Raw genomic sequence first — 23245 nt, 5'->3', positions numbered from 1 at the left:
TCGGACCCGGGGAACGCCGGACACGGCGCTACTGCGCAGGAGGGTCGGCCCGCCTGCGGTTACGGTGTTCGGACGGCCGACGGCCGCTTCTCAGATCTGGGAGGACCGCCTGGGCTGCTTGATGATGGAGCTCTGCGGCAGGGACAGCTTGATCTCCTCGCGCAGGTCCTCGATCTTCGCGTAGCCCGCGAACTGCCCCGTGAGCCGGTACATTTCGCGCAGCCGGTCCCAGGTGCGGTGCGAGGAGGTCTCCCCCATCGTCACCAGCGCGAGTCGCGCGTAGCGGTCGGCCTGCTCCGGATCGTCGGCGATGAAGCACGCCGAGGCCAGCGAGATGTAGTCGAAGATCTTGGACCGCTGGCGCCCGCCGACCCGCAGCTCCAGCGCCTGCTTGGCATGGCGCTGGGCCACGACCGCCGCCGCCGGCTCGTGCTCGGCGAGCGTACGGAACGCCAGGGCCTGCATGCCGTGCATATCCGCCTCGTCGAACATCTGCATCCAACTGGGGGGCGGCACATCGCTCTTGTCCGAGGTGAAGAGCTCCTCGGCCATGCCGAGCGTGCGCCGCATCGCCTGGCCCCGGCCCATGGACGCCTGCGCCCATGCCTCGATGGTGTACAGCATCGCCTGGGTGCGGGGCAGCACCATGTCGCCGGAGCCGGACTTGGCGAGCTTCATCAGGTCCAGGGCGTCGTCGGGACGGCCCAGATGGACCATCTGGCGGGCCGCCCTGGAGAGCGCCTCGCCCGCGCGGGGGCGGTCGCCGCCCTCGCGGGCCGCGTGCGCGGCGATGACGAAGTACTTCTGGGCGGTCGGTTCGAGGCCGATGTCGTGGGACATCCAGCCCGCGAGCACCGCGAGATTGGCCGCCACGCCCCAGAGCCTGCGCTGGAGGTGGTCGGGATGGCGGTAGGCGAGCATGCCGCCCACCTCGTTGAGCTGGCCCACCACGGCCTTGCGCTGCAGTCCGCCGCCCCGTGAGGCGTCCCAGGCGCGGAACACCTCGACGGACCGTTCGAGCGCCTCGATCTCGTCGGAGCCGATGGGCGCGGCCTCGTACCGGTCGAAACCGGCCGGGTCCGCGTGCAGCGGGTCGTCGATCCGTGGCGCGTCGGCCGCCAGTACGGGGTCGGAGTGCAGCCAGTCGTGCATGGGGCCGGTGATGGTCGATCCTGCGGCGAGCGCGGCGCCCGCGCTCACCAAGCCGCGTCGGTTGAGCATGAGGTCCATTCCCGTGAATTCGGTGAGGACCGCTGCCGTCCGCTCGGGCGCCCACGGCAGTCCGTCGGGATTGTCCTGCGTCCCGGCCTCCCGCCGCTTCCCCACACGCCCGCGTCGGCCGAACCCGAGGTCCTCGATGGTCACGACACGACCGAGCCGCTCGGTGAACAGGGCAGCCAGCACCTTGGGCACGGGATCGCGGGGGGACTCCCCCATGTCGATCCAACGCCTCACCCGCGAGGTGTCGGTGGCCAGTTGCGGATGGCCCATGGCCGCCGCCTGCCTGTTCACCATTCTCGCGAGTTCGCCCTTGGACCAGCCGGCGAGGCCGAACAGGTCGGACAGGCGGGTGTTGGGTTCTCCGGTCACGTCAAGCCCCCAGGTTCTCGGCTGTGTTGACAGTAACCCCCTGTCAGACGCCTTGCGACAATTCGCCAGGGTTCGCCAGGGTGCGCCACATGGTCTGCCACCCGCCGCCCGGTGTCAGGTAGGAAAGCGCCACCCCGCCCGGCAGCCCTAGGTACTCCCCAGGGTGCCGATCGGCCGCCGGCCGGGGCGGTGCACGCAACTTGTCGGCGCGCGAAGGGATCTGTCTCGCCCATGTACACAGCATCGTCCTCCGTGACCGCCCCGCCCCGGCCGCTCCGTCCCCTGGGGGCCGGCGGCGGACCGTACCTCGCTCCGCATGCCGCCGCACCGGCGTCCGGCGCGGTCCGGCCGCGGCGTCCGGGAAGTCTCGCGGGCCCGCCGCTCAGCGGCCGGCTGGACCTGTCCGGCGCGCAGGGCGCCCAGCTGAGAATGGCGATCGCCTCGGTGCACCGGATCTGCCCCGAGTTCAACCCGGTCCAGGTGCTGCGCCGCAGCGGCCGTTCGGTGCTGCTCGTCGGCTCCACCGGCCGCGCGACCGCGGTCGCCAAGTGCTTACTGGACCACTCCCCGGCGTGGTCGGAGCGGTTCCGCCACGAAATAGCTGCATATCGTGCGTTCGTCCGGCACCGCCCACCGGTGCGCGTGCCGCGGCTGATCGCGGCCGATCCGGAGAACTGCACGCTGGTGATCGAACGGATGCCCGGCCGGGTGGCCGCGTTGACCAGGCATCCGTCGGAGGCTCCGCCCCGGGCCGACGTCCGGGCGGCCCTGGGCGCGATCAGCCGGGTCAACGCCTGGCGTCCGGCCCCGGGGCTCTTCGACGCCCCGCTCGACTACGCCTCACGGGTCGCCCGCTATCACGAGCTGGGGCTGTTCACCGACCGGGACCTGGGCGATCTGCAGAAGCTGATGCACGGCCTGGCGCACGCGGGCGGCCGTCAGGGCATGGGCCAGTTCTGCCACGGTGACGCGCTGCTCTCCAACATCCTGCTGTCGCCCACGGGCCCGGTGCTGGTGGACTGGGAGCACGCGGGCTGGTACCTGCCGGGCTACGACCTGGCGACGCTCTGGACGGTGCTCGGCGACGCACCGGCGGCGCGGCGTCAGATCAGCCAGCTGGCGCAGGCCGCCGGACCGGCCGCGAGGGACGCCTTCCTGGTGAACCTGATGCTGGTGCTGACCCGGGAGATCCGCACGTACGAGACGGCCGTGCAGCGGGCCATGCGTGACTCGTCGGGATCGGGATCCGGACAGGACCGTCCGGGTGCGCTGTCGTCGAGCGAGGAGCAGCGGCTGTTGTTGCGCCGGCTCCACGACGACTGTGCGATGGCCCGCAGGGCCGTGCGTGCCGCGGTCGGCACGCGCTGACCCTGCCCGGGGGGACGCGCGCTGCGGGTCCGGTGCCGACACACCGGCCCCGCAGCGCGCCGGTGTGCGGTACCGGCGCGCGCCAGGAAGAGCGCGCGCCGGTACCGCACGGCCCGGCCGCCGTCGGCTGCGGTCTCAGCGCGTGCGCACGATGTCCACGTCGGATGCCTTCACAAAGGCGATCCGGTGGCCGATCTGCACCGTCACGTACTTCTCCTTGCCACGGAAGTACGCGTGGTCGAGCGGGTACGAGGCATCGATCGTCGGCGAGTAGAAGAAGCCGGTCGGCGCCTCGCCGCCGCCGGGGTAGGACTGACCGGCCTTGATCGTGTACTGGAGCGGCGAGCCCACCCGCTTGTCCGTGAAGTCCGCGGGGTACTCGGACGCGTCCGGGTAAGCGACCCCGTACACCGGCACCTCGGCGCGGCCGGGCTTCGGCCTGACGACGTACCCGGCGGTGGGCGTGGTGTTCCGGCTGTGGGCCGGGGTCTCGAACCAGGCCTTCTGGCCGTACCACCAGATCGCCGTCCAGCCCGGGGCGTGGTCCGCGACGACTGCCTGCTGGGTGGCGCTGATCTTGCTGCCCCAGTCGGCGACGCAGTTCGTGCCGGGCGAGCCGTCGGTGTGCAGGCCGGGGTCGGAGAAGAGGGGCGCGTCGGCGGACGGCGCGGTGTGCAGCGGTACGGCGCTGGAGCCCTGGACCGGCAGGTCGACGCCCTTCTCGCAGTCCCGGAACGCCTGCCGGTTCTTCTTGAAGTCCGGGCTGACGGTGATCAGCTTGCTGCTCCTGGGGGCGGTCGGCACCGTGGGCTTGCCGAGCAGCGCCATGAAGCGGTTCCAGTCCCAGTAGGTGCCCGGGTCCCAGTGCATGTTCTTGGTCCCGGACGCGCTGGTGGGCGGCACTCCGTCGTGGCCGATGATGTGCTGGCGGTCGAGCGGTATGTCGTACTTGGCCGCGAGGTAGCGCACCAGCGCGGCGGTCGAGCGGTACATCTCGGGGGTGTACCACTTGGCACCGTCGACGGCGACGCCCTCCTGCTCGATGCCGATGGACTGGCTGTTGAGGTACCAGTTGCCCGCCTGCCAGGCGACGTCCTTGCCCTTGACCATCTGGGTGACATGGCCGTCGGCCGAACGCACCACGTAATGGGCGGAGGTCTGCTTCAGCGGGTTCTGGAAGATCTTCAGGGTGGTGTCGAAGTCCTCCTCGGTGTCGTGCAGGACGATGAATCGGATCTTGTTGGTGTGCGGCCGGTCCGCGGTGTCGTAGTTCCCGTACGTCTCCTTGTCGGCCGGGTCGCCCGTCTGCTGGTAGGCCGCCGGGACCCAGTCGCAGCGGAGGGAGCGCGGGCACTCCGGCCGCACCCCGTCCGCACCGGCCTGCGCCGTGGGACTGAGCAGCGCCATGCTCAGTGCACCGACACCTGTCAACGCGATTGCGAGTCCGGTCCTCTGCTTGGACGTCATGACAACCCTTCTTGGAGCCGTGCGTGATGGAGCCGTGCGTGATCCGATTCCGCTGTTCCGCTGTGCGCGCACACTCTCCGACCTGAGATGACAGCACGTCAAGGGATCCGTGGAGGTCGCGGGCCGAGCCAGTGGACCAGACCACTGGCAGCGTTCCTGACCTGCGGCGGAAAGATTCAACCGGTCGACTTCGACGGCTCGTTGCCCGGGTTCGGAGGGGTGGCCTGGCGTCCTCCTCCCCCCTTCGGAGCGCGGCCCATGAATACACCTTTTATCTGACTAATCTGAGATATGCGTGCCCCGAACGGCCGAAGGGTAGTGCTCGCGCCGACACCCTCGCCTCCGCGCGGCATGCGCGCGGAGATCCAGGAAAGGCCGGACGCACATGGCTCAGCCCTTCACCCTGCCGGACTTCTACGTTCCGTATCCGGCACGGCTCAACGCCCACGTCGAGGAGGCGCGCGTACACACCAAGCGGTGGGCCCGCGGCCTGGGGATGGTGGAGGGGTCGGGGATCTGGGAGGAGAAGGACATCGACTCCCACGACTACGCGCTGCTGTGCGCGTACACCCACCCCGACTGCTCGGCCGAGGCCCTCTCCCTGGTCACCGACTGGTACGTGTGGGTCTTCTTCTTCGACGACCACTTCCTGGAGCTCTTCAAACGCACCCCCGACCGCCAGGCCGCCAAGCGGTACCTGGACCGGCTGCCCGCCTTCATGCCGATGGACCGCGCGGCCCCGATGCCCGAGCCGGCCAATCCGGTCGAGGCGGGGCTGGCCGACCTCTGGAGGCGGACGGTGCCGAGCATGTCCGACGCCTGGCGGGCCAGGTTCGCCGTGGCGACGGAGAACCTGCTCAACGAGTCCCTGTGGGAGCTCGCCAACATCGACGAGGGCCGCATCGCCAACCCCGTCGAGTACATCGAGATGCGCCGCAAGGTGGGCGGGGCGCCCTGGTCGGCGGGGCTCGTGGAGTACGCGGCGAACGCCGAGGTCCCCGAGGCGGTGGCCGACGAACGCGCGCTGCGGGTGCTGCGGGACGCCTTCTCCGACGCCGTGCACCTGCGCAACGACCTCTTCTCGTACCAGCGGGAGGTCGAGGAAGAGGGCGAGAACAGCAACGGTGTGCTGGTCCTGGAGCACTTCCTCGGCTGCACCACCCAGGAGGCCGCCGAAGCGGTGAACGATCTGCTGACGTCCCGGCTCCAGCAGTTCGAGAACACCGCCCTCACCGAACTCGGGCCGCTCTGCGCGGAGAAGGGGCTCGATCCCGCCGGAACGGCTGCGGTGCTCGCGTACGTCAAGGGGCTCCAGGACTGGCAGTCCGGCGGTCACGAGTGGCACCTGCGCTCCAGCCGCTACATGAACGACGGCGCGGTCGGGGCGGCCACGACGGGCTTCGGCATGGCCGCGGCGTCGATCCGGTTCACCCGGCGCTCGGAGACGGCCCGGCTGCGGAGCCACTCCCATACGCCGTACCGGCGCGTCGGCCCCTCCCTGCTGCCCGACTTCGAGCTGCCCTTCGGTACGACGCTCAGCCCGCATCTGGCCGGGGCCCGGGTACGGATCGTCGACTGGTCGCGGCGCACGGGCCTTCTGGAGGCGCAGCCAGGGGTGCCCGGTTCGCACATCTGGGACGAGGCACGGCTCCTCGCGGCCGATCTGCCGCTCTGCGCGGCGGGTCTGCACCCGGACGCGACACCGGAGGAACTGGACCTCACCTCGCAGTGGCTGACCTGGGGGACGTACGGCGACGACTGGTTCCCCGTGGTGCACGGGCGGGCCCGCGACCTCGCGGGGGCCAAACGCGCCAATGAGCGGCTGTCGCTGTTCATGCCCCTGGACGGGGCCGTGACGCCCGAGCCGGTCAACGCCCTGGAGCGGGGGCTCGGCGATCTCTGGGCGCGGACCTCGGCCCCGATGGACGCCGACGGCCGGCGCGCGTTCCGGAAGTCGGTCGAGGACATGACCGCGAGCTGGGTGTGGGAGCTCGCGAACCAGGTGCAGAACCGTATCCCCGACCCGGTGGACTACATCGAGATGCGGCGCATGACCTTCGGCTCCGACCTCACGATGAGCCTGTGCCGGCTGGGTCACGGCAGGAAGGTTCCTCCGGAGATCTACCGCAGCGGCCCGCTGCGCTCGCTGGAGAACGCGGCGGCGGACTACGCGTGTCTGCTCAACGACCTGTTCTCCTACCAGAAGGAGATCGAGTTCGAGGGCGAGGTGCACAACGGCGTCCTGGTCGTGCAGAACTTCTTCGGTGTGGACTATCCGACCGGGGTGGCGATCGTCCACGATCTGATGAAGTCGCGGCTGCGGCAGTTCCTCCATGTCGCCGAGCGGGAACTCCCGGTGCTCTACGACGACTTCGGGCTGGACGCGGAGGCCAGGGAGGTGCTGGACGGATATGTTCGGGAGCTCCGGCACTGGCTGGCGGGCATCCTGATCTGGCACCGGGGCTGTCGGCGCTACCGCGAACAGGACCTGTTGCGCGGCACCGGAGCCCCGTGGCACATCAGTGGTCCCACGGGGCTCGGTATCTCGGCGGCGCGGGTGACCGCCCTGTTCGCTCAGCCCTCGGCGACCAGCGTGTAGCGGCTGCCGGCACGAGCCCTGAAGACCTTCTCTCCACTCGCGAACAGCGTGCTGCGGACGGTCACTTCACGGCTGCGGCTCGCCGTGATCACCACACGGCGGGCCTGCCCCGCGGCCCATTCGATGTCGACGGTGAAGCCTCCCCGGGCCCGCAGTCCGCGTACCGATCCGTCCGGCCAGCCCGTCGGGAGGGCCGGGAGGACGTCGACGGTGTCGTGCTGGCTCTGCAACAGCATCTCCGCGATGCCCGAGGTGGCACCGAAGTTGCCGTCGATCTGGAAGGGCGGGTGGGTGTCCCAGAGATTGGGCAGGGTGGAGCTCTTCAGCTGTTCGGCGAGCATCCTGTGGGCGTGGTCGCCGTCGCGCAGCCGTGCCCAGAAATTGATCTTCCACGCCTTGGACCAGCCGGTGCCCCCGTCGCCGCGTGCGCCGAGCGAGACCCTGGCCGCCTCGGCCCACTCGGTGCCGGGCTCGATCTGCCGGCCGGGGTGCAGGGCGAAGAGGTGCGAGACATGACGGTGGTCGTCGGCCGGGTCGTCGCGGTCGGCCTTCCACTCCTGGAGCTGGCCCCAGGAGCCGATCCGCAGCCCGGGGTCGAGCCGTCCGAGGGCACTCTCCAGGCGGCCCCGGAAGGCGGGCGCGTCACCCAGGGTGCGGGCGGCCTCCAGGGTGTTGGTGAGGAGGTCGTGGACGATCTGCTGGGACATCGCGGCGCCGGCCGTGAAGTCGCCGTGCTCGGGTGAGTAGCTGGGGGTGACCACGAGCAGCCCGTCGCGCGGGTCGGTGCGCAGATTGGCCAGCCAGAATTCGGCCGCCTCCTTCATCACCGGATAGGCGGTGGAGCGCAGGTAGTCGGTGGAGCCGCCGAAGCGGTAGTGCTCGTACATCTGCTGGGTCAGCCAGGCCGCCGCTTCCGGGAACCAGAAGGCGGTGGACCAGTCGTGGACGCCGGTGAAGCCGTAGGGGTTGGTCTCGTTGTGCACCACCCAGCCCGCGGTCCCGAACATCTCCTTCGCCGTCTGCCGCCCGGGGGCGCGCATCGCTTCGACGCAGCGGTCGTACGGTGCGGTGGTCTCGGCGAGGTTGGTGACCTCGGCGGGCCAGTAGTTCATCTGGAGGTTGATGTTGCTGTGGTAGTCGGCGGACCAGGGCGGGGTGGTGGAGTTGTTCCAGACGCCCTGGAGGTTGGCGGGCAGCGATCCGGCGCGCGAGGAGGCGATCAGCAGATAGCGGCCGTACTGGAAGAACAGGGCCTCCAGCGCCCGGTCGGCGGGGCTCGCGCCTCCGGTGTACCGGGCGAGCAACTGGTCGGTGGGCAGGTCGGGCAGTTGCTGGCCGATGTCGAGGGCGACCCGGTCGAAGAGGGCGCGGTGGTCGCGTACGTGGGTGTCGCGGACCTTCTCGTAGGAGGTCCGGGCGGCGGAGTCCACGGCGGCGGCGACCGCCCGGTGCGGGTCGTCGCCCCGGTAGGTGGGGTGGACGTCGGCGTAGTCGGTGCCCGCGGCGAGGACGAACCAGGCGCTGTCGGCCCCGGTGACGGTGAGGGTGCCGTCCGCCCCTGCGGTGACGGTGCCGCCGCTGGTCACCACGCGCACCTGGGCCTCGAAGCGCAGTCCGTTGTCGGCCAGCGCACCGCGGACGGTGAGCCGTCCGCGGTCGGCGGTGACGGCGCAGTCGCTGCGGGGCGAGGTGTGGCGCAGGGTGAAGGAGACCCGTCCCGGGCGGTCGGCGCGGAGGCGCCCGGCGATGACCCGGCCCGGGTGGGAGGCGAAGAACTCCCGTGTGTGGCGGGCCCCTTGATGGGTGTAGGCGACGGTGGCGAGGGCGTTGCGCAGATCGAGGGTGCGACGGTAGGAGGCGTCGGGGGCGGCCGGCGCGTCCGGCAGGTCCAGCCGCAGATCGCCGAAGACCTGGTAGGCGCCGTAGCCGCGCCGTGCCTGGCCCAGTTCGGCGGCGACGGCGTCCGGGTCGAGGCTGCCCCGGCTGTCGAGCCGTTGTCGGACGCCCGTGAGGGCGCCGGGCCGGGGAGCGGTCCAGTTCCCGAAGTCGTAGCCCTGGACGGAGCCGGGGCCGCCGGTCCACAACGTCTTCTCGTTGAAGGTGAGCCGCTCGGAGGCGAGCGTCCCGTACACACTGGCGCCGAGTGCGCCGCCGCCGATGGGCAGGGACTCGCTCTCCCAGCTCGCGGCGGGCGCGTCGTACCGGAGCGTCGGCTCCAGCTGTCGCTTGGAGCGGGTGACGCCCGCTGATTCATCGGAGGTACCGGCGGCGACCGCCGTGCCGGAAAGAGTGGGAATTCCCAGTGCCAGGGCACCGGTTGCGCCGATCGCTGTCTTCACTGTGGTGCGTCGCGTAATCCCGGAAGTCATGCGGCGACGGTAAAGGTCCGACGACTGGCGGGACAAGGAGCATGACAAAGCGGCCTCTTGGACGGAGGCCGCAAGCACTTGGACAGTTGTGGGGCGCACGCCCCGCGGCCGCCCGGAACGCGCGGACGGCCTGCGGGCAGGACCGTTTCAGCCCTGCTGGAACAGCTCTGCGGGCAGCGGCTTCAGCAGGGTGTACAGATCGTCGGTGATCGGCCGGTCCCAGCTGGCGATGGTGACGAGCACGCCGTCGCTGCGGTCGAACTGGACACAGGAGATCCGGCTCTCGGAGAGCTTGACCCGGCGGACGATCAGCAGGTTGTCGCCCTGCATCACGGGCATGTCCTCCGTGCCGGTGACCTCGACCGGCTCGTCGTTCTCCAGCGCGAGCAGCAGCTGGGCGACCTCGAAGGGGACCTGGCCCTCCTCCGTCTCCCGGGCGGGCGAGCCCTCCGGGAGGTTGCCGATGATCATCGCGGGGCCGCGGCCGCCGAAGAGGTCGTAGCGCAGGAAGACGCCCTGACAGCTTCCGTCGGGGGCGGGCAGCAGACCGGCGCCGAGGTTTCCGGGCCAGTCCCCCGGGTCCATGGCCAGGACGTCGAAGTCGGGGCCCGCGGGTGTGGCGGCGCTACGGCGGCGGAGGAAGGACATGCAGCCATGTTACGTGTCCGGGCTCACGTTGCGGAGCCGGGTCCGCGCAGGCCGGGGCGCCGACGGGTGCCCGGACCGGAGCCGGGCGGCTTCGCGCGCCCGGCTCAGCGCGATCCGCGCCCCGGCTCCCGGGCGGATTCCGCGGCCAGCGCCTCCAGGACGCCGAGGGCCTCCTCACCCCGGTCGCAGGGGACGAACAGGTGGTCGTGGTGGAAGCCCGCCACCACGTTGCAGCTCACCCCCGCGTCGGTGAGCGCCAGGGCCACGGCGGCGGTCAGCCCGACCGCGTCCAGTGCGGAGTGGACACGCAGGGTGATCCAGGCGGCCGTGAAGTCGTGGCCCAGCCCGGCCGAGACCGCCTCCGACTCGGGGAGGACCAGGGTCAGCCCCTCGGGCTCGGCGACCGTGACGACGGGCCGGACACCGGCCGGCACGGCGTCGCCGGGCACGGTCGTGAAGACATAGCGGCCGGGGTTCAGCTCCGGTCGCATTCCGCCCAGCAGGGTTCTGAGATCGCGTTCGGCTTCCACGACGACCACGCTACCCACGGTGTGCGGTGACGCGCCCGGCACGGGGGCGCCACCGTCCGGCGCTCAGGTGAGGTCGAACTCGCCGTCGCGGGCGTTGACCACGAAGGCGCGCCACTCGGCCGGGGTGAAGACGAGCGACGGGCTGCCGGGTCTGCCCGCCTGGCGCATCGCGACGAATCCCTCGACGAAGGCGATCTGGACGTCTCCCGCGCCCCGGCTGCCCGACCGCCACTGCGCGTCGCTCAGGTCGAGGTCCGGCTTGTCCCAGCCCGCGAAGGGCTGTTGGGCCGTGGTGCGCTCCGCCACGTCGGCTCCTTCCATCGGTCGTCCCGGGCCGAAGCGTAGCCATCCCCGGCGGTCCCGGACAGGGCGCGGAGGGGGCTTGCGGTGGTCCGGGACGACCGGGCCTCAGCGCGTGGGGGGCTCGGCCCCGACCAGCCACATGGAGAAGAACTGCGCTCCGCCGCCGTACGCGTGGCCGAGCGCCTTACGGGCTCCCGGCACCTGGTGTTCGCCCGCCCTTCCCCGTACCTGGAGTGCGGCTTCGGCGAAGCGGATCATGCCGGAGGCGCCGATGGGATTGGTGGAGAGCACCCCGCCCGAGGGATTCACCGGGAGATCGCCGTCGAGTTCGGTGACGCCGGACTCGGTGAGCTTCCAGCCCTCGCCCTCGTCGGCGAAGCCGAGGTTCTCCAGCCACATCGGCTCGTACCAGGAGAAGGGCACGTACATCTCCACGGCGTCGATCTCGCGGCGCGGGTCGCCGATGCCCGCCTGGCGGTACACATCGGCGGCGCAGTCGCGGCCCGCCCGCGGCGAGACGAAGTCCTTGCCGGCGAAGAGCGTCGGCTCGCTGCGCATCGCGCCGCCGTGCACCCAGGCGGGCGGATGCGGCGAACGGGCCGCTCCGGCACGGTCGGTGAGGATCATCGCGCAGGCCCCGTCGGAGGAGGGGCAGGTCTCCGAGTAGCGGATCGGGTCCCAGAGCATCGGGGCCGAACGGACCTTCTCCAGAGTGATCTCCGGGTCGTGGATGTGCGCGTACGGGTTCTTGAGCGCGTTGCGGCGGTCCTTGTACGCGACGAGGGAGCCGACCGTGTCGGGCGCGCCGGTGCGGCGCATGTACGCCCGCACGTGCGGCGCGAAGAAGCCGCCGGCTCCGGCCAGCAGCGGCTGCTGGAACGGGATGGGCAGCGAGAGCCCCCACATGGCGTTGGACTCGGACTGCTTCTCGAAGGCGAGCGTGAGCACGGTGCGGTGCACCCGCGCGGAGACCAGGTTGGCGGCGACGAGCGCGGTGGAGCCGCCGACGGAGCCCGCGGTGTGCACCCGGAGCATCGGTTTGCCGACCGCGCCGAGGGCGTCGGCGAGGTAGAGCTCCGGCATCATCAGGCCCTCGAAGAAGTCGGGTGCCTTGCCGATGACGACGGCGTCGATGTCCGCCCAGGTCAGTGCCGCGTCCTCCAGCGCGCGGACGGCCGCCTCGCGGACCAGTCCGGCGATGGAGACGTCCCGGCGCGCGGACACGTGCTTCGTCTGGCCGATGCCGACGACGGCCACGGGCTCCTCAGACATGAGCGCTCTCCCCTTCGAGGACGGCGACCAGGTTCTGCTGGAGGCAGGGCCCGGAGGTGGCGTGGGCGAGCGCCCGGTCGGACTCGCCGCGGTGGATGCGGGCGGCGGCCTCGCCGAGGCGGATCAGCCCGGCGGCCATGACGGGGTTGGCGGCCAGCGCGCCGCCCGAGGGGTTGACGTCGACCCGGTCGTCGAGTCCGAGCGCCTTGCGCAGCACCACCTCCTGGGAGCTGAAGGGCGCGTGCAGCTCGGCCGTGTCCACGGGGCGTTCGAAGAGACCGGCGCGGGTCGCGGCGAGCCGGGTGGACGGTGAGTCGGTGAGCTCCCGGACGCCGAGGCCGTGGGCCTCGATGCGGTGGTCGATGCCGCGGATCCAGGCGGGGCGGGTGCACAGGGCCCGTGCGGTGTCGTCCGCGGCGAGGACCACGGCGGCCGCGCCGTCGCGTACCGGCGGGCAGTCGCCGGTACGCAGCGGGCGCACGACGTAGTCCCCGGCCGGGACCGGTCCCGCGACCCCGGCGTGCGGGTTGTCCGCCGCGGCGGTGCGGCTGCGGCGGGCGATCTCCGCGAGGGCGGCCTCGTCCGTGTCGCCCGCGTCGATCAGTGCCTGGGCCTGGAGTGCGGCGAGCGCCACGGAGTCCGGCCAGAGGGGGCCGAGGTAGTACGGGTCGAGCTGGCGGGTGAGGACGTCGCGCACCGTGCCGGGCGAGGACTTGCCGTAGGAGTAGACGAGCGCGGTGTCCGCCTGGCCCGTCCGGATCTTCACCCACGCCTCGTACAGCGCCCAGGCCCCGTCCATCTCCACGTGGGACTCGGAGATCGGCGGGTACGCGCCGACGCCGTCGAGGGCCATGGTGAACGAGAAGGCGCGGCCCGCGAGGTAGTCGCTGGAGCCGGAGCAGGTGAAGCCGATGTCGCTGGTCCTGAGCCCGGTGGCGTCCAGGACCCGGTGGAGGACGGGCATCAGCATCTCGACTTCGGAGAGTTCGTCGGTGTGCCGCAGATGGTCCGTCTGCGCGAAGGCGACGATCGCCACGTCTCGCATCTAGAGCAGCTCCTTGTACGCGTCGTAGTCGGCGTCGGGCTCGCCGGTCGGCCGGTAGTGGTCGGGGTGCCGTCCGCCCTCGGTCCAGACGGGTTCGACGCGCAGCCCCATGCGCACCTGGTCGTACGGGATGCCGCCGATCCGTGCGTGCAGGGCGAGGTCCGCGCCGTCGAGGGCGATGTGCGCGTAGACGTAGGGGACGTCGATGTCCAGGTTCTTGGCCTTGATGTTGACGATGCAGAACGTGGTGACGGTGCCGCGCGGGCCGACCTCGACCCGTTCGGTGGTGGCGACGCCGCAGGTGGGGCAGGCGCCTCGGGGCGGTACGTACACCTTGTGGCAGGACGGACAGCGCTCGCCGACGATGCGTTGTCGGGAGAGTGCGTCGAGGTAGGCGCTCTGGGCGCGGCCGGGGGTGTAGCGGTAGTCGAGCCGGGCGGGGGTGACGATGCCGGTGACGGGGTCGTCGAACGCGCCGTCGTGCGGGGCGCTCCGCCCGGTCTCCTCGCCGTCGTACGGTTCGAAGCAGGCGATGTCCGTGATCGCGCCGGTCCGCTCGGGGGCCCAGCGGATCCGGACCCGCATGCCGGTGCGCACGGCCTCGGGGCCGGGTGCGTCGAGGACGTGCAGGAGTGCGGTGTCGGCGCCGTCGAGCCGGACCAGGACCCAGGCGAAGGGGGTGGCGAGGGGCTGGGCGGGGCGTGGGGCGGGGTTCCAGGCCCAGGTGGTGACGGTGCCGGTGGTGGCGACCTCGGTCAGCTCATGGATCTCCTCCGCGGTGACGGGGTCGTACTCGACGGGCGGGACCAGCACCTTTCCCTCGGTGGTGCGGACGCCGAGGACGGTGCGTCCGCGCAGTCCGGTGAGGAAGGCGCTCTGGACGGGCCCCAGGGAGCGGGTGAAGGGGAATTCGACCACCAGCGGGGCGCTGAGGGCTTCGGGCACGGTTGCCTCCTCGGCTCAGGCGCGCCGGTAGACGGGCGGGCGCTGTTCGGCGAAGGCGCGGGCGCCTTCCTTGGCGTCGGCGGTGGCGAAGACCGGCCAGCCGCGTTTCAGTTCGGCGGCCAGTCCCTCGGTCTCGGTCATCTCGGCGGTCTCGTAGACGGAGGCCTTGACGGCTTCGACGGCGAGCGGTCCGCAGGCGTTGATCCGCTCGGCGACGGAGAGGGCTGCCTCCAGTGCGGTGCCGTCGGGGACGACCCGGCCGACCAGTCCGATGGCGGCCGCTTCCGCGGCGCTGTACGGGCGTCCGGTGAGGAGCATTTCGAGCGCGTGCGTCCGGGCGATCTGGCGCGGCAGCCGGACCGTCGAGCCGCCGATGGGGAAGAGCCCGCGCCGCACCTCGAAGAGCCCGAAGGTGGCGCCCGTGCCGGCGATCCGGATGTCGGTGCCCTGGAGGATCTCGGTGCCGCCCGCCACGCAGTGGCCCTCGACGGCGGCGATGACCGGTTTGCGGGGGCGGTGGTGGCGCAGCATCGCCTTCCAGTGCAGATCAGGGTCGGCGGTCATCCGGTCCCGGTACTGCTCGCCCTCCATCCCCTTGCCCGCCAGGGCCTTGAGGTCCATTCCGGCGCAGAAGCAGCCGCCCGCGCCGGTCAGTACGACCGAGCGGATCGTGTCGTCCTCGTCCGCCGCGAGCCAGCCGTCGTACAACCCGACCAGCATCGGCAGCGACAGGGCGTTCTTCGCCTCCGGCCTGTTCAGGGTGAGCACCAGTGTGGCGCCCTCGCGCCGCACGGCGAGGTGTTCCGTACCAGCCATTGTCCGCCTCCCATCCAAAGACCTAGAACAGGTTGCAGTAGGTGGGGGCCCAGTTCAATAGTTTTCTGACAGCTAGTCAGATTTACTGGGCGGCGCCTCTTCCCAGTTGCGCCTCCCGGCGCTCTAATGACCGCCGAACCAGTCAGCTTCCGGGGTCAGGAGGAACGGTGGAGTACAACCTTGCCGACCTGTTCGAGTCGGTCGTCGACGCGGTCCCGGAACGCGAGGCGCTCGTCTACCTCGACCATCCCGGTACGGGCGCGGAGCGCCGGCTGACGTACGCGGAGCTGGACGCCGCGGCCAACCGCCTCGCCCACCACCTGATCGAGGCGGGCATCGCACCGGGCGAGCACCTGGGGCTGCACCTCTACAACGGGGTCGAGTACCTCCAGACCGTGCTGGCCTGCCTCAAGGCCCGGATCGTCCCGGTCAACGTGAACTACCGCTACGTGGAGGAGGAGCTGGTCTACCTCTACCGCGACGCGGACCTGGCCGCCCTGGTCTTCGACGCCGAGTTCGACGAGCGGGTCGCGGCCGCCGCGCCCCGGGCTCCGGGCCTGCGTCATCTGGTGCGGGTGGGCGCGCCGGGGGCGGGGGGCCCGGACGCCGTCGCGTTCACCGGGGCCGAGGCGGCCGGCAGCCCGGAGCGCGGCTTCCCGCCGCGGTCGGCCGACGACCAGTTCATCATCTACACCGGCGGCACCACCGGGATGCCCAAGGGTGTGATGTGGCGCCAGGAGGACCTCTTCTTCTCCGGCCTGGGCGGGGGCGCGCCGACCGGCGAGCCGGTGAAGTCCCCGCAGGAGCTGGCCGAGCGGGTCGCCGCCGGGGGCGACGGGATCACCTTCTTCCCCACTCCCCCGCTGATGCACGGCACCTCGACGCTCACCGCCTTCATCGGTTTCAACTTCGGGCAGCGGGTCGTGCTCCACCGCAAGTTCGTGCCCGAGGAGGTGCTGCGCACGATCGAGAAGGAGAAGGTCACCAGTGTGTCGCTGGTGGGCGACGCGATGCTGCGCCCGCTGATCGACGCGCTGAAGGGCCCGCTGAAGGGGACCGACTGCTCGTCGATGTTCTCCGTCTCCAGCTCGGGCGCGATCATGTCGGACTCGGTGCGCGCGGAGTTCCAGGCCCTGGTGCCGACCGTGATGCTGCTGAACAACTTCGGCTCCTCGGAGTCCGGGTTCAACGGCACCGCGACGGCCGACTCGGGCCCGGAGAACGGCTTCCGGCTCCAGGTCAACTCCCGTACGGCGGTGGTCGATCCGGCCACGTACGAGCCGGTGGCGCCGGGCGAGCCGGGGCGGATCGCCCAGCGCGGACACGTGCCGCTGGGGTACTACAACGACCCGGCCAAGACGGCGGAGACCTTCTTCCGCAGGGGCGACGAGCGATGGGTCCTGCTCGGTGACATGGCGACGGTCGACGAGGCGGGCATCGTCACCGTCCTCGGCCGCGGCTCGCAGTGCATCAACACCGGGGGCGAGAAGGTGTACCCGGAGGAGGTCGAGCAGGCGCTGAAGGCCCATCCGGACGTGTACGACGTGCTGGTCGCCGCGGTGCCCGACGAACGCTGGGGCAACCGTGTCGCGGCGGTGGTACAGCTGCGCGAAGGGGCGCCCGAGCCCTCGCTCGACGATCTCCAGACCCACTGCAGGTCCCGTCTGGCGGGCTACAAGATCCCCCGCCGGCTGGTGATCGCCCGGCGGATCCAGCGCTCGCCGAGCGGCAAGGCCGACTACCGGTGGGCCCGCTCGGTCGTCGCGCCCCACCGCGCCCCCGGGGAATGAGAGCACTCCGCCCGCGCGGCCGGCAGCGGCCCGGCCGCCGGGCGGCGGAGCCCGCGTAAGCCATTCGGGGACGCCCCGAACCCATCCGCTCACTCTGTGTGGCAACCGGGGGAGATCGCCCATAGCTTCGGCTCATGAGGAAACGAAACATCAAGATCCTGGTCCCCGTCGCGGCCCTGTCGGCCGCGGGACTCGGCATGTCCATCCCCTCCGCCTCCGCCGCGGGCGCCCATGTGGTCCACCCGGGTGAGTCGATCCAGCGGGCGGTGGACGCCGCCCGGCCCGGCGACACCGTCGTCGTACTGCCCGGCACGTACCGGGAGAGCGTCCTGGTCACCACGCCCGGCCTGACCCTGCGCGGCTCCGGCAGCCGTACCGTCGTCCAGCCCGCCGAGCAGGGCGCGCGGGTCACCGACGCCTGCGCGAAGGCCGGCAACGGAATCTGCGTACTGGGCAGGGCGGGCCACACCGTGGACGGCGTGCGCATCGAATCGCTGACCGTCTCCGGGTTCAAGAAGAACGGTGTCTGGGCCTCCTGGACCGACCGGCTGGCCGTCCGGCGGGTCACCGCAGAGCACAACGGCGTCTGGGGCATCGCCCAGGAGCGCTCCACCCGTGGCACGTTCGCGGGCAACACCGCCCGTGCCAACGGCGACGCGGGCATCTTCGTCGCCAACACCGTCGACGAGGAGGGCGGCGCCACCGACACCCTGGGCACCGAGCTCCGGGACAACACACTCACGGACAACCGGATCGGTTTCACCGCCCGGCGCGTACGCAACCTGTCGGTCCACGACAACAGCTTCACCGACAACTGCAACGGTGTGTTCGTCGTGGGCGACGAGGGGAGGCCGCAGGCCGGGGCGATGAGGATCGAGTCCAACGAGATCAGCGGCAACAACAAGTTCTGCCCCGCGACCGAACGGCTGCCGGCCATCCAGGGTTCCGGCATCGTGCTCACCGGCGCCGCGGACACCGAGGTCCGCTCCAACACGATCCGCGACAACTCCGGCGCCACCCCGATGTCCGGCGGTGTCGTCCTGTTCAAGAGCTTCGTCGGCACGAAGAACACCGGCAACACCATCAGCGGCAACGTCGCCCTCGGCAACAAGCCGGCCGACCTCGCCAATGGGGACACCGGCACGGGCAACACCTTCACCGACAACGTCTGCACCAAGTCCGCACCGGCCGGTATGTGCTGACCGGTGCATCCCCGCACGAGGAGAAGCGAAACAGCATGACCACTGTGAGCCCCACCCCCACCCCCGCTCCCGTCCACGCCGCCCTCCCGCACCCCGTCACTCCCCCTCAGCCCGCCATGCAGCTGCGTGAGCTCGTCTTCGGCGCGGCCAGGGCCGCCGCCGTACGCGCCGCCGCCCGCCTGGGCGTCGCCGACGCGCTGGGCGAGACGCCCGCGACGGCACAGGAACTGGCGGCCGTGGTGCGGGCCGAGCCGGCGCCGCTGCGGCGGCTGCTGCGCGCCCTGTCCTGCTACGGCATCTTCACCGAGACCGCGGACGGGGAGTTCGCCCACACGGAGATGTCGCGCCTGCTGCGCGAGGACGACCCCAACAGCCTGCGCGACATCTCGCTGTGGTGCACCGAGCCCTGGACCTGGGACGTCTGGCCGCACCTCGACGACGCCGTCCGCACCGGCCGGAGCGTCTTCGCCGATGTGCACGGCAAGGGGTTCTTCGAGTACCTCCACCAGGACGCCCACGAGTCCGCGCAGATCTTCAACCGGGCGATGACCACCTCCAGCACGCAGTCCGCGCTGGACGTCGCCGAGCTCCTCGACCTCACCGGGGTGTCCTCGGTGGCCGACATCGGCGGCGGCCAGGGACACGTGCTGGCGAGCCTGCTGGAGAAGCACCCGTCCCTCCGCGGCACCCTGATGGACCTGCCGGGCGTGGTGGCCCGTGCCGACGCCCGGCTGCGGGACCAGGGCGCGCTCGTCGACCGGACCCGGATCGTCGCCGGGGACTGCCGTGAGGCCATCCCGGTCCAGGCCGACCTCTACATCATCAAGAACATCCTGGAGTGGGACGACGACAGCACCCGCCGGACGCTGCGCAACGTCGTCGCGGCGGGCCGTCCGGGAGCCAGGGTCGTCGTCATCGAGAACCTCGTCGACGACACCCCCTCGATGCGGTTCACCACCGCGATGGACCTGCTGCTGCTCCTCAACGTCGGCGGCGCCAAGCACACCAGGGAGAGCCTGGTCACCCGGATCTCGGACGCCGGCCTGCTGATCGGCGACGTCGTCCCGGTCAACGCCTACCTCCACGCCTTCGAGTGCGTGGTCCCGGACTGACCTTTCCGGCCCGGCGGCACCAGCCCCCGGGCCACGGAAATCGCCCCGGGTCCGGCCTTGCGGCCGGACCCGGGGCGATCGTCGTTCTCAGGCGGGGGTACCGCGCTCCCACCGGTAGAACTCGTGGGCCATGGCGTCCTTGGGGCCGCGCCAGGTCTGCGGGTCGTACGCGCTGACGTACGCGGTGAGCTTCTCGCTGATGTCCCTGAACTCGGGGTGCTCGGTCACCTTCGCGATCTCGGGGCCGGGCGGCTGCTCCGACTCGATCAGATGCAGATAGACGTCGCCGAACTGGAAGAGCTTGCGCCGGGTGACCCCGACGAGGTGCGGCAGCTCGCCACTGTCGGAGGCCGCGAAGAGCTCGGCGATGTCCGGCGCCGAGCCCGGTGCCATCCGGGCGACGATCAGAGCGTGGTGCATCGGAGGATGCCTTTCTGGTTCCCGGCCCGCCACCCGGCCGGGTGGCGGGCCGTCGGCGGACGGCGGGTCAGTTGGCCCCGACCGAGGTGGTGCGGCGCTCCCGGTCGCGCTGCTCGATCTTGTCCCGGATCAGCTCCATCTGGACCTTGGAGTTGCGGTTGATGTTGTCGGTCATCCAGGCGTCGTCGACGGGGGCGTCGGGGCGCATCGCGAAGTCCTGCGCCCACCGCATCCGGGTGCCGCCGGGAACCTCCGAGTACTCCCACCGGATGTTCATGTGCTGGAACGGGCCGGGCTCGACCCGGCGGGCGCGCACGGTCCGGGTGGCGCGGTCCACGGTCCGCTCGGAGACCCAGCTCCACACCTTGTCGTTCTCGTCGGGGTGCATCGTCAGCCGGAAGGTCGTGCTGTCGCCGTCCCGTTCGATGATCTCGACGGCCGCGTACTCACTGAACAGCCGCGGCCAGTTCTCCAGGTCGTTCGTCACGTCCCAGACCAGCTCCAGGGGGGCGGCGATGGTGATCTCGTTCTCGGTGCGTCCGGTCACGTCAGGCTCCTGTCATGAGGCTGTTGTTGACGAGGTCGAGGAATTCCTGCGGGGTCTTGCAGCGGTCCGCGTCGGCCGGCAGCGCCCGGCCGTGCCGGTTCTCCAGCACGCCCACGATGCCGAGGAGGCCCAGCGAGTCGAGGCCGTACTCGTCGAAGGCGGACCCGGGGCGCTGCTCCATGTCACGCGGGTCCACGGTGACTCCGGCGCCCTTCTTCATCAGGACGGCGAGTTCCGTGTAGGTCAGTCGGTCGGTCATGAGGACTTCTCCTTACTCACGTTCGGGGGTCGGCGGAGCACCGCAGCACCATCGCCGCGTTCGAGCCCATGAGCCCGCGGCTGAGCACCAGCGCCGTCCGCAGTTCGGCGGGGCGGGCGCTGCCGGTCACCACGTCGAGGTCGTGGCACACCTCGTAGACGTTCGGTGTGGGCGGTATGAGCGCGTTCTCCATGGAGAGCACCGCGGCGGCCGCGTCCAGCACCGGTGCGCCGCAGTAGGCGCGCCCGATACCGGTCTTGGGCGCCGTCACCGGGACCCGCTTGCCGTACGCGCCGAGGGCGTCGGCGATCGCCAGCGCCTCGGCACGGTCGGCGGCCGGTACCCCGAGGGCGTCCGCGAAGACGACATCGATCTCGTCCGGTGCGCAGTCGGCCTCCCGCAGGGCACCGATGATCGCCTGGGCGAGCCCTTCCCGGGACTCCTCCCACCGGGACGCCCCGGTGAACGTGGCCGCGTGCCCGGCGAGTTCGGCCCGTACCCTGGCGCCGCGCCGACGGGCCGACTGCTCCTCCTCGACCACCAGCATCGCGCCGCCCTCGGCCGGTACGAAGCCGCAGGCCTCCGAGGTGAACGGCCGGTAGGCGCGGGCCGGGTCCTCGACGGTGCTCAGGTCGTCGTAGCCGAGCTGGCAGACGACCGAGTAGGGCGCGAGCGGGGCCTCGGCCGCGCCGACCACCACCGCTTCGGCGCCGCCGCGGATCGAACGGGCGGCGTGCGCCAGCGCGTCCAGACCGCCGGCCTCATCACTGGCCACGACCGCGCACGGCCCCTTGAAGCCGCCGCGGATCGAGATCTGCCCGGTGCTGGCCGCGTAGAACCAGGCGATGGACTGGTACGGGCCCACATAGGTGGAGCCCTGGCCCCAGAGCCGCTGGAGTTCGCGCTGGCCGAATTCGCCGCCACCGGAACCGGCGGCGGTCACCACTCCGACGTCGAAGGGGGAGTTCTCGTAGTCGGCGCGGCCGAGCCTGGCGTCGTCCAGCGCGATGTCCGCGGCGGCCATCGCGAAGTGCGTGAACTTGTCGGTCTGGACGAGGAAACGCTCCTCGATCAGCTCCGACGCCTCGAAGCCCCGGACCTCGCCCGCGACCCGCAGGGGCAGGTGCTCGCAGCCCTCCCGGGTGACCCGGTCCAGGACGCTCATTCCTTCGTGCGTCCGCTTCCAGAAGGCCTCGGTGTTGTTTCCGTTGGGTGCGACCACACCGATGCCGGTGACGACGGTGCGCCGGGCTTTGCGGGTTCTCATGGTGTCCTCCCACCTGTTCGGGTCAGGGCCACCGCGGACTGGAAGCCACCGAACCCGCTGCCCACCGAGAGGACGCTGCGCAGCTTCAGGGGACGCGCGGTGCGCGGCACGTAGTCCAGGTCGCATTCGGGGTCGGGGCTCTCGTAGTTCGCCGTCGGAGGCACCGTCTGGTGCTCCAGGGCGAGTACGCAGGCCGCGATTTCTATCGCTCCGATGGCCCCCAGCGAGTGGCCGACCATGGACTTGATCGAACTCATCGGGATGTCGTAGGCGTGTGCGCCCAGCGCCCGCTTCACGGCGGCCGTCTCGTGCCGGTCGTTCTGCTTGGTGCCCGAGCCGTGCGCGTTGACGTAGTCGATCTGCGAGCCGTCCATCCGGGCGTGGCCCAGTGCCCGGTTGATCGCCTCGGCCATCTCCAGGCCCTCGGGGGTCAGTCCGGTCATGTGGTAGGCGTTGCCGAAGGTGGCGTAGCCCGCGATCTCGCAGTACACGGTGGCACCGCGGGCGCGGGCGTGTTCCAGCTCCTCCAGGACGAGGACCGCGCCGCCCTCGCCCATGACGAAGCCGTCGCGGCGCGAGTCGAACGGCCGGGAGGCGTGTTCGGCGTCGTCGTTGTTGGCCGACGTGGCCTTGATCGCGTCGAAGCAGGCCACGGTGATCGGGGTGATCGGTGAGTCGGACGCCCCGGCGACGCACACGTCGACGCGGCCGTCCTCGATGGACTGGAAGGCGTACCCGACCGCGTCGAGGCCGGAGGTGCAGCCCGTGGAGACGGTCTGCACCGGGCCGTGCGCGCCGACCTGCTCGGCCACCGCCGAGGCCAGTGAGCTGGGCGAGAAGGCCCGTTGCAGATGGGGGCCTGCCGACTGGTGGTCGACGTCCCAGCGGGCGCCCCTCTCACTGACCGCGACGTAGTCGTGCTCCAGCCGGGTGGTGCCGCCGACCGCGGTGCCCAGCGACACCCCCATGCGCCAGGGGTCCACCTTCTCCGGGTCGATGCCCGCGTCGGCGAGTGCCTCCCTGGCGGCCACCATCGCGAACTGGATGTAGCGGTCCGACCGGTCGACGGTCTCGGCGTCCAGGCCGTGCGCCGCCGGGTCGAAGTCGCACTCGGCGGCGATCCGGGAGCGGAAGCCCGCCGGGTCGAAGAGCGTGATGCCGCGGGTCGCGGTGCGTCCGTTCGCGAGGAGGTCCCAGAAGGCCGGTGCGCCGATGCCGCCGGGAGCGACGACGCCCACGCCGGTGACCGCCACGCGGCGGGTCATGAGGCGGCCTCCGTTCGTTCCGGAGGTGCGACGCGGTCGGCGGATTCGGTGTGCTCGGTGTCGACGTGGCCGAGCTCCGGGCGCGGGGCGAGCGGGCCGAGGTGGAAGACCATGCGTGCCTCGGTGTCGCCCACGTTGCGGAATCGGTGGCGGACATGGGGAGGGATCAGCAGGCCCTGGTCGGGCCGCATCCGGTGCGGTTCACCGTCCAGATCCACTTCCAGCAGACCCTGCACGACGTACACGAACTCCTCGGAGTACGGGTGGTAGTGCTCGCCGATGCGGTCGCCGGGCTGGACGATCGCCAGCCCCATGAAGCCGCTGGTCGCTCCCACCGCCGTCGGCGTGAGCATGGCGCGAAGGTCTCCTCCACGCCTGCGGTTGGGCTGCGTCTCACTGAGGTCCACGATGCGTGGCCGGTGCATGGTCAT

21 protein-coding genes are annotated in these 23245 nt (G+C 71.3%); 5 read left to right on the top strand and 16 right to left on the bottom strand.

The window, feature by feature from the left end:
- Nucleotides 1-90: 90 nt before the first annotated feature.
- Entirely contained in the window at nucleotides 91-1590 is a 1500-nt protein-coding gene (locus ACFVFH_RS14750; RefSeq protein WP_383767584.1) for a hypothetical protein, read from the bottom strand.
- Between the two features lie 231 nt (nucleotides 1591-1821).
- Between ACFVFH_RS14750 and ACFVFH_RS14745 the strand changes: the two genes are divergently transcribed.
- On the top strand, nucleotides 1822-2958 hold the full coding sequence (locus tag ACFVFH_RS14745) for an aminoglycoside phosphotransferase family protein (RefSeq protein WP_383767581.1): 1137 nt from the start codon (nucleotides 1822-1824) through the stop codon (nucleotides 2956-2958).
- Nucleotides 2959-3093: 135 nt separating this feature from the next.
- Here the strand turns inward: ACFVFH_RS14745 and ACFVFH_RS14740 are convergent, their stop codons facing one another.
- Nucleotides 3094-4425 (bottom strand): N-acetylmuramoyl-L-alanine amidase, encoded by a 1332-nt coding sequence (locus ACFVFH_RS14740; RefSeq protein WP_383767578.1) that lies wholly within the window; start codon nucleotides 4423-4425, stop codon nucleotides 3094-3096.
- 385 nt (nucleotides 4426-4810) lie between these two features.
- On the opposite strand from ACFVFH_RS14740, the gene ACFVFH_RS14735 reads away from it, so the two are divergent.
- Complete coding sequence (locus ACFVFH_RS14735; protein WP_383767575.1) at nucleotides 4811-7024, top strand: germacradienol/geosmin synthase; 2214 nt, start codon at nucleotides 4811-4813, stop codon at nucleotides 7022-7024.
- Here the strand turns inward: ACFVFH_RS14735 and ACFVFH_RS14730 are convergent.
- The 8 genes from ACFVFH_RS14730 to ACFVFH_RS14695 form a co-directional block, all read right to left on the bottom strand.
- Complete coding sequence (locus tag ACFVFH_RS14730; protein ID WP_383767572.1) at nucleotides 7000-9393, bottom strand: glycoside hydrolase N-terminal domain-containing protein; 2394 nt, start codon at nucleotides 9391-9393, stop codon at nucleotides 7000-7002. The genes ACFVFH_RS14735 and ACFVFH_RS14730 overlap by 25 nt on opposite strands.
- A gap of 147 nt (nucleotides 9394-9540) precedes the next feature.
- Nucleotides 9541-10041: a hypothetical protein gene (locus tag ACFVFH_RS14725; protein ID WP_018550733.1), complete on the bottom strand. Its 501-nt coding sequence runs from the start codon at nucleotides 10039-10041 to the stop codon at nucleotides 9541-9543.
- Between the two features lie 104 nt (nucleotides 10042-10145).
- The gene (locus ACFVFH_RS14720; RefSeq protein WP_383768028.1) at nucleotides 10146-10571 is read right to left on the bottom strand and encodes an ACT domain-containing protein; all 426 of its coding nucleotides are present in this window, start codon (nucleotides 10569-10571) and stop codon (nucleotides 10146-10148) included.
- Nucleotides 10572-10634: 63 nt separating this feature from the next.
- Nucleotides 10635-10877, bottom strand: coding sequence for a DUF397 domain-containing protein (locus tag ACFVFH_RS14715; protein ID WP_383767569.1), 243 nt, complete (start codon nucleotides 10875-10877; stop codon nucleotides 10635-10637).
- A gap of 102 nt (nucleotides 10878-10979) precedes the next feature.
- On the bottom strand, nucleotides 10980-12146 hold the full coding sequence (locus ACFVFH_RS14710; RefSeq protein ID WP_383767566.1) for a thiolase domain-containing protein: 1167 nt from the start codon (nucleotides 12144-12146) through the stop codon (nucleotides 10980-10982).
- Entirely contained in the window at nucleotides 12139-13191 is a 1053-nt protein-coding gene (locus ACFVFH_RS14705; protein WP_383767563.1) for a thiolase domain-containing protein, read from the bottom strand. The genes ACFVFH_RS14710 and ACFVFH_RS14705 overlap by 8 nt, the downstream gene beginning before the upstream one ends.
- A complete protein-coding gene (locus ACFVFH_RS14700; protein ID WP_383767560.1) occupies nucleotides 13192-14136 on the bottom strand; it encodes a Zn-ribbon domain-containing OB-fold protein in 945 nt (314 codons plus the stop codon). It abuts the gene before it with no gap.
- A gap of 15 nt (nucleotides 14137-14151) precedes the next feature.
- Nucleotides 14152-14952 (bottom strand): crotonase/enoyl-CoA hydratase family protein, encoded by an 801-nt coding sequence (locus ACFVFH_RS14695; protein ID WP_383767557.1) that lies wholly within the window; start codon nucleotides 14950-14952, stop codon nucleotides 14152-14154.
- A 167-nt stretch (nucleotides 14953-15119) separates the two neighbouring features.
- On the opposite strand from ACFVFH_RS14695, the gene ACFVFH_RS14690 reads away from it, so the two are divergent.
- The 3 genes from ACFVFH_RS14690 (at nucleotide 15120) to ACFVFH_RS14680 (ending at nucleotide 19056) form a co-directional block, all read left to right on the top strand.
- The gene (locus ACFVFH_RS14690; RefSeq protein WP_383767554.1) at nucleotides 15120-16742 is read left to right on the top strand and encodes an acyl-CoA synthetase; all 1623 of its coding nucleotides are present in this window, start codon (nucleotides 15120-15122) and stop codon (nucleotides 16740-16742) included.
- A 134-nt stretch (nucleotides 16743-16876) separates the two neighbouring features.
- Nucleotides 16877-17944 (top strand): nitrous oxide reductase family maturation protein NosD, encoded by a 1068-nt coding sequence (locus ACFVFH_RS14685; RefSeq protein WP_383767551.1) that lies wholly within the window; start codon nucleotides 16877-16879, stop codon nucleotides 17942-17944.
- Between the two features lie 35 nt (nucleotides 17945-17979).
- Complete coding sequence (locus ACFVFH_RS14680) at nucleotides 17980-19056, top strand: methyltransferase (protein ID WP_383767547.1); 1077 nt, start codon at nucleotides 17980-17982, stop codon at nucleotides 19054-19056.
- Nucleotides 19057-19143: 87 nt separating this feature from the next.
- On the opposite strand, the gene ACFVFH_RS14675 is transcribed toward ACFVFH_RS14680, so the two are convergent.
- From ACFVFH_RS14675 to ACFVFH_RS14650, 6 genes are all read right to left on the bottom strand, one after another.
- Nucleotides 19144-19476 (bottom strand): TcmI family type II polyketide cyclase, encoded by a 333-nt coding sequence (locus ACFVFH_RS14675; protein ID WP_383767542.1) that lies wholly within the window; start codon nucleotides 19474-19476, stop codon nucleotides 19144-19146.
- A gap of 67 nt (nucleotides 19477-19543) precedes the next feature.
- A complete protein-coding gene (locus ACFVFH_RS14670; protein WP_383767539.1) occupies nucleotides 19544-20023 on the bottom strand; it encodes an SRPBCC family protein in 480 nt (159 codons plus the stop codon).
- Nucleotide 20024: 1 nt separating this feature from the next.
- A complete protein-coding gene (locus ACFVFH_RS14665; RefSeq protein ID WP_072484754.1) occupies nucleotides 20025-20282 on the bottom strand; it encodes an acyl carrier protein in 258 nt (85 codons plus the stop codon).
- 16 nt (nucleotides 20283-20298) lie between these two features.
- On the bottom strand, nucleotides 20299-21549 hold the full coding sequence (locus tag ACFVFH_RS14660; RefSeq protein ID WP_383767536.1) for a ketosynthase chain-length factor: 1251 nt from the start codon (nucleotides 21547-21549) through the stop codon (nucleotides 20299-20301).
- Nucleotides 21546-22814, bottom strand: coding sequence for a beta-ketoacyl-[acyl-carrier-protein] synthase family protein (locus tag ACFVFH_RS14655; protein ID WP_383767533.1), 1269 nt, complete (start codon nucleotides 22812-22814; stop codon nucleotides 21546-21548). The genes ACFVFH_RS14660 and ACFVFH_RS14655 overlap by 4 nt, the downstream gene beginning before the upstream one ends.
- The gene (locus ACFVFH_RS14650; RefSeq protein WP_383767530.1) at nucleotides 22811-23245 is read right to left on the bottom strand and encodes a cupin domain-containing protein; all 435 of its coding nucleotides are present in this window, start codon (nucleotides 23243-23245) and stop codon (nucleotides 22811-22813) included. Before ACFVFH_RS14650 ends, ACFVFH_RS14655 begins: the two co-directional genes overlap by 4 nt.

Origin of the sequence: Streptomyces sp. NPDC057697 (assembly GCF_042799335.1) — a bacterium.
Taxonomy (GTDB): domain Bacteria; phylum Actinomycetota; class Actinomycetes; order Streptomycetales; family Streptomycetaceae; genus Streptomyces.
The sequence above is the reverse complement of the archived record's forward strand: the minus strand, read 5'-3'. Positions and strand labels throughout refer to the sequence as shown.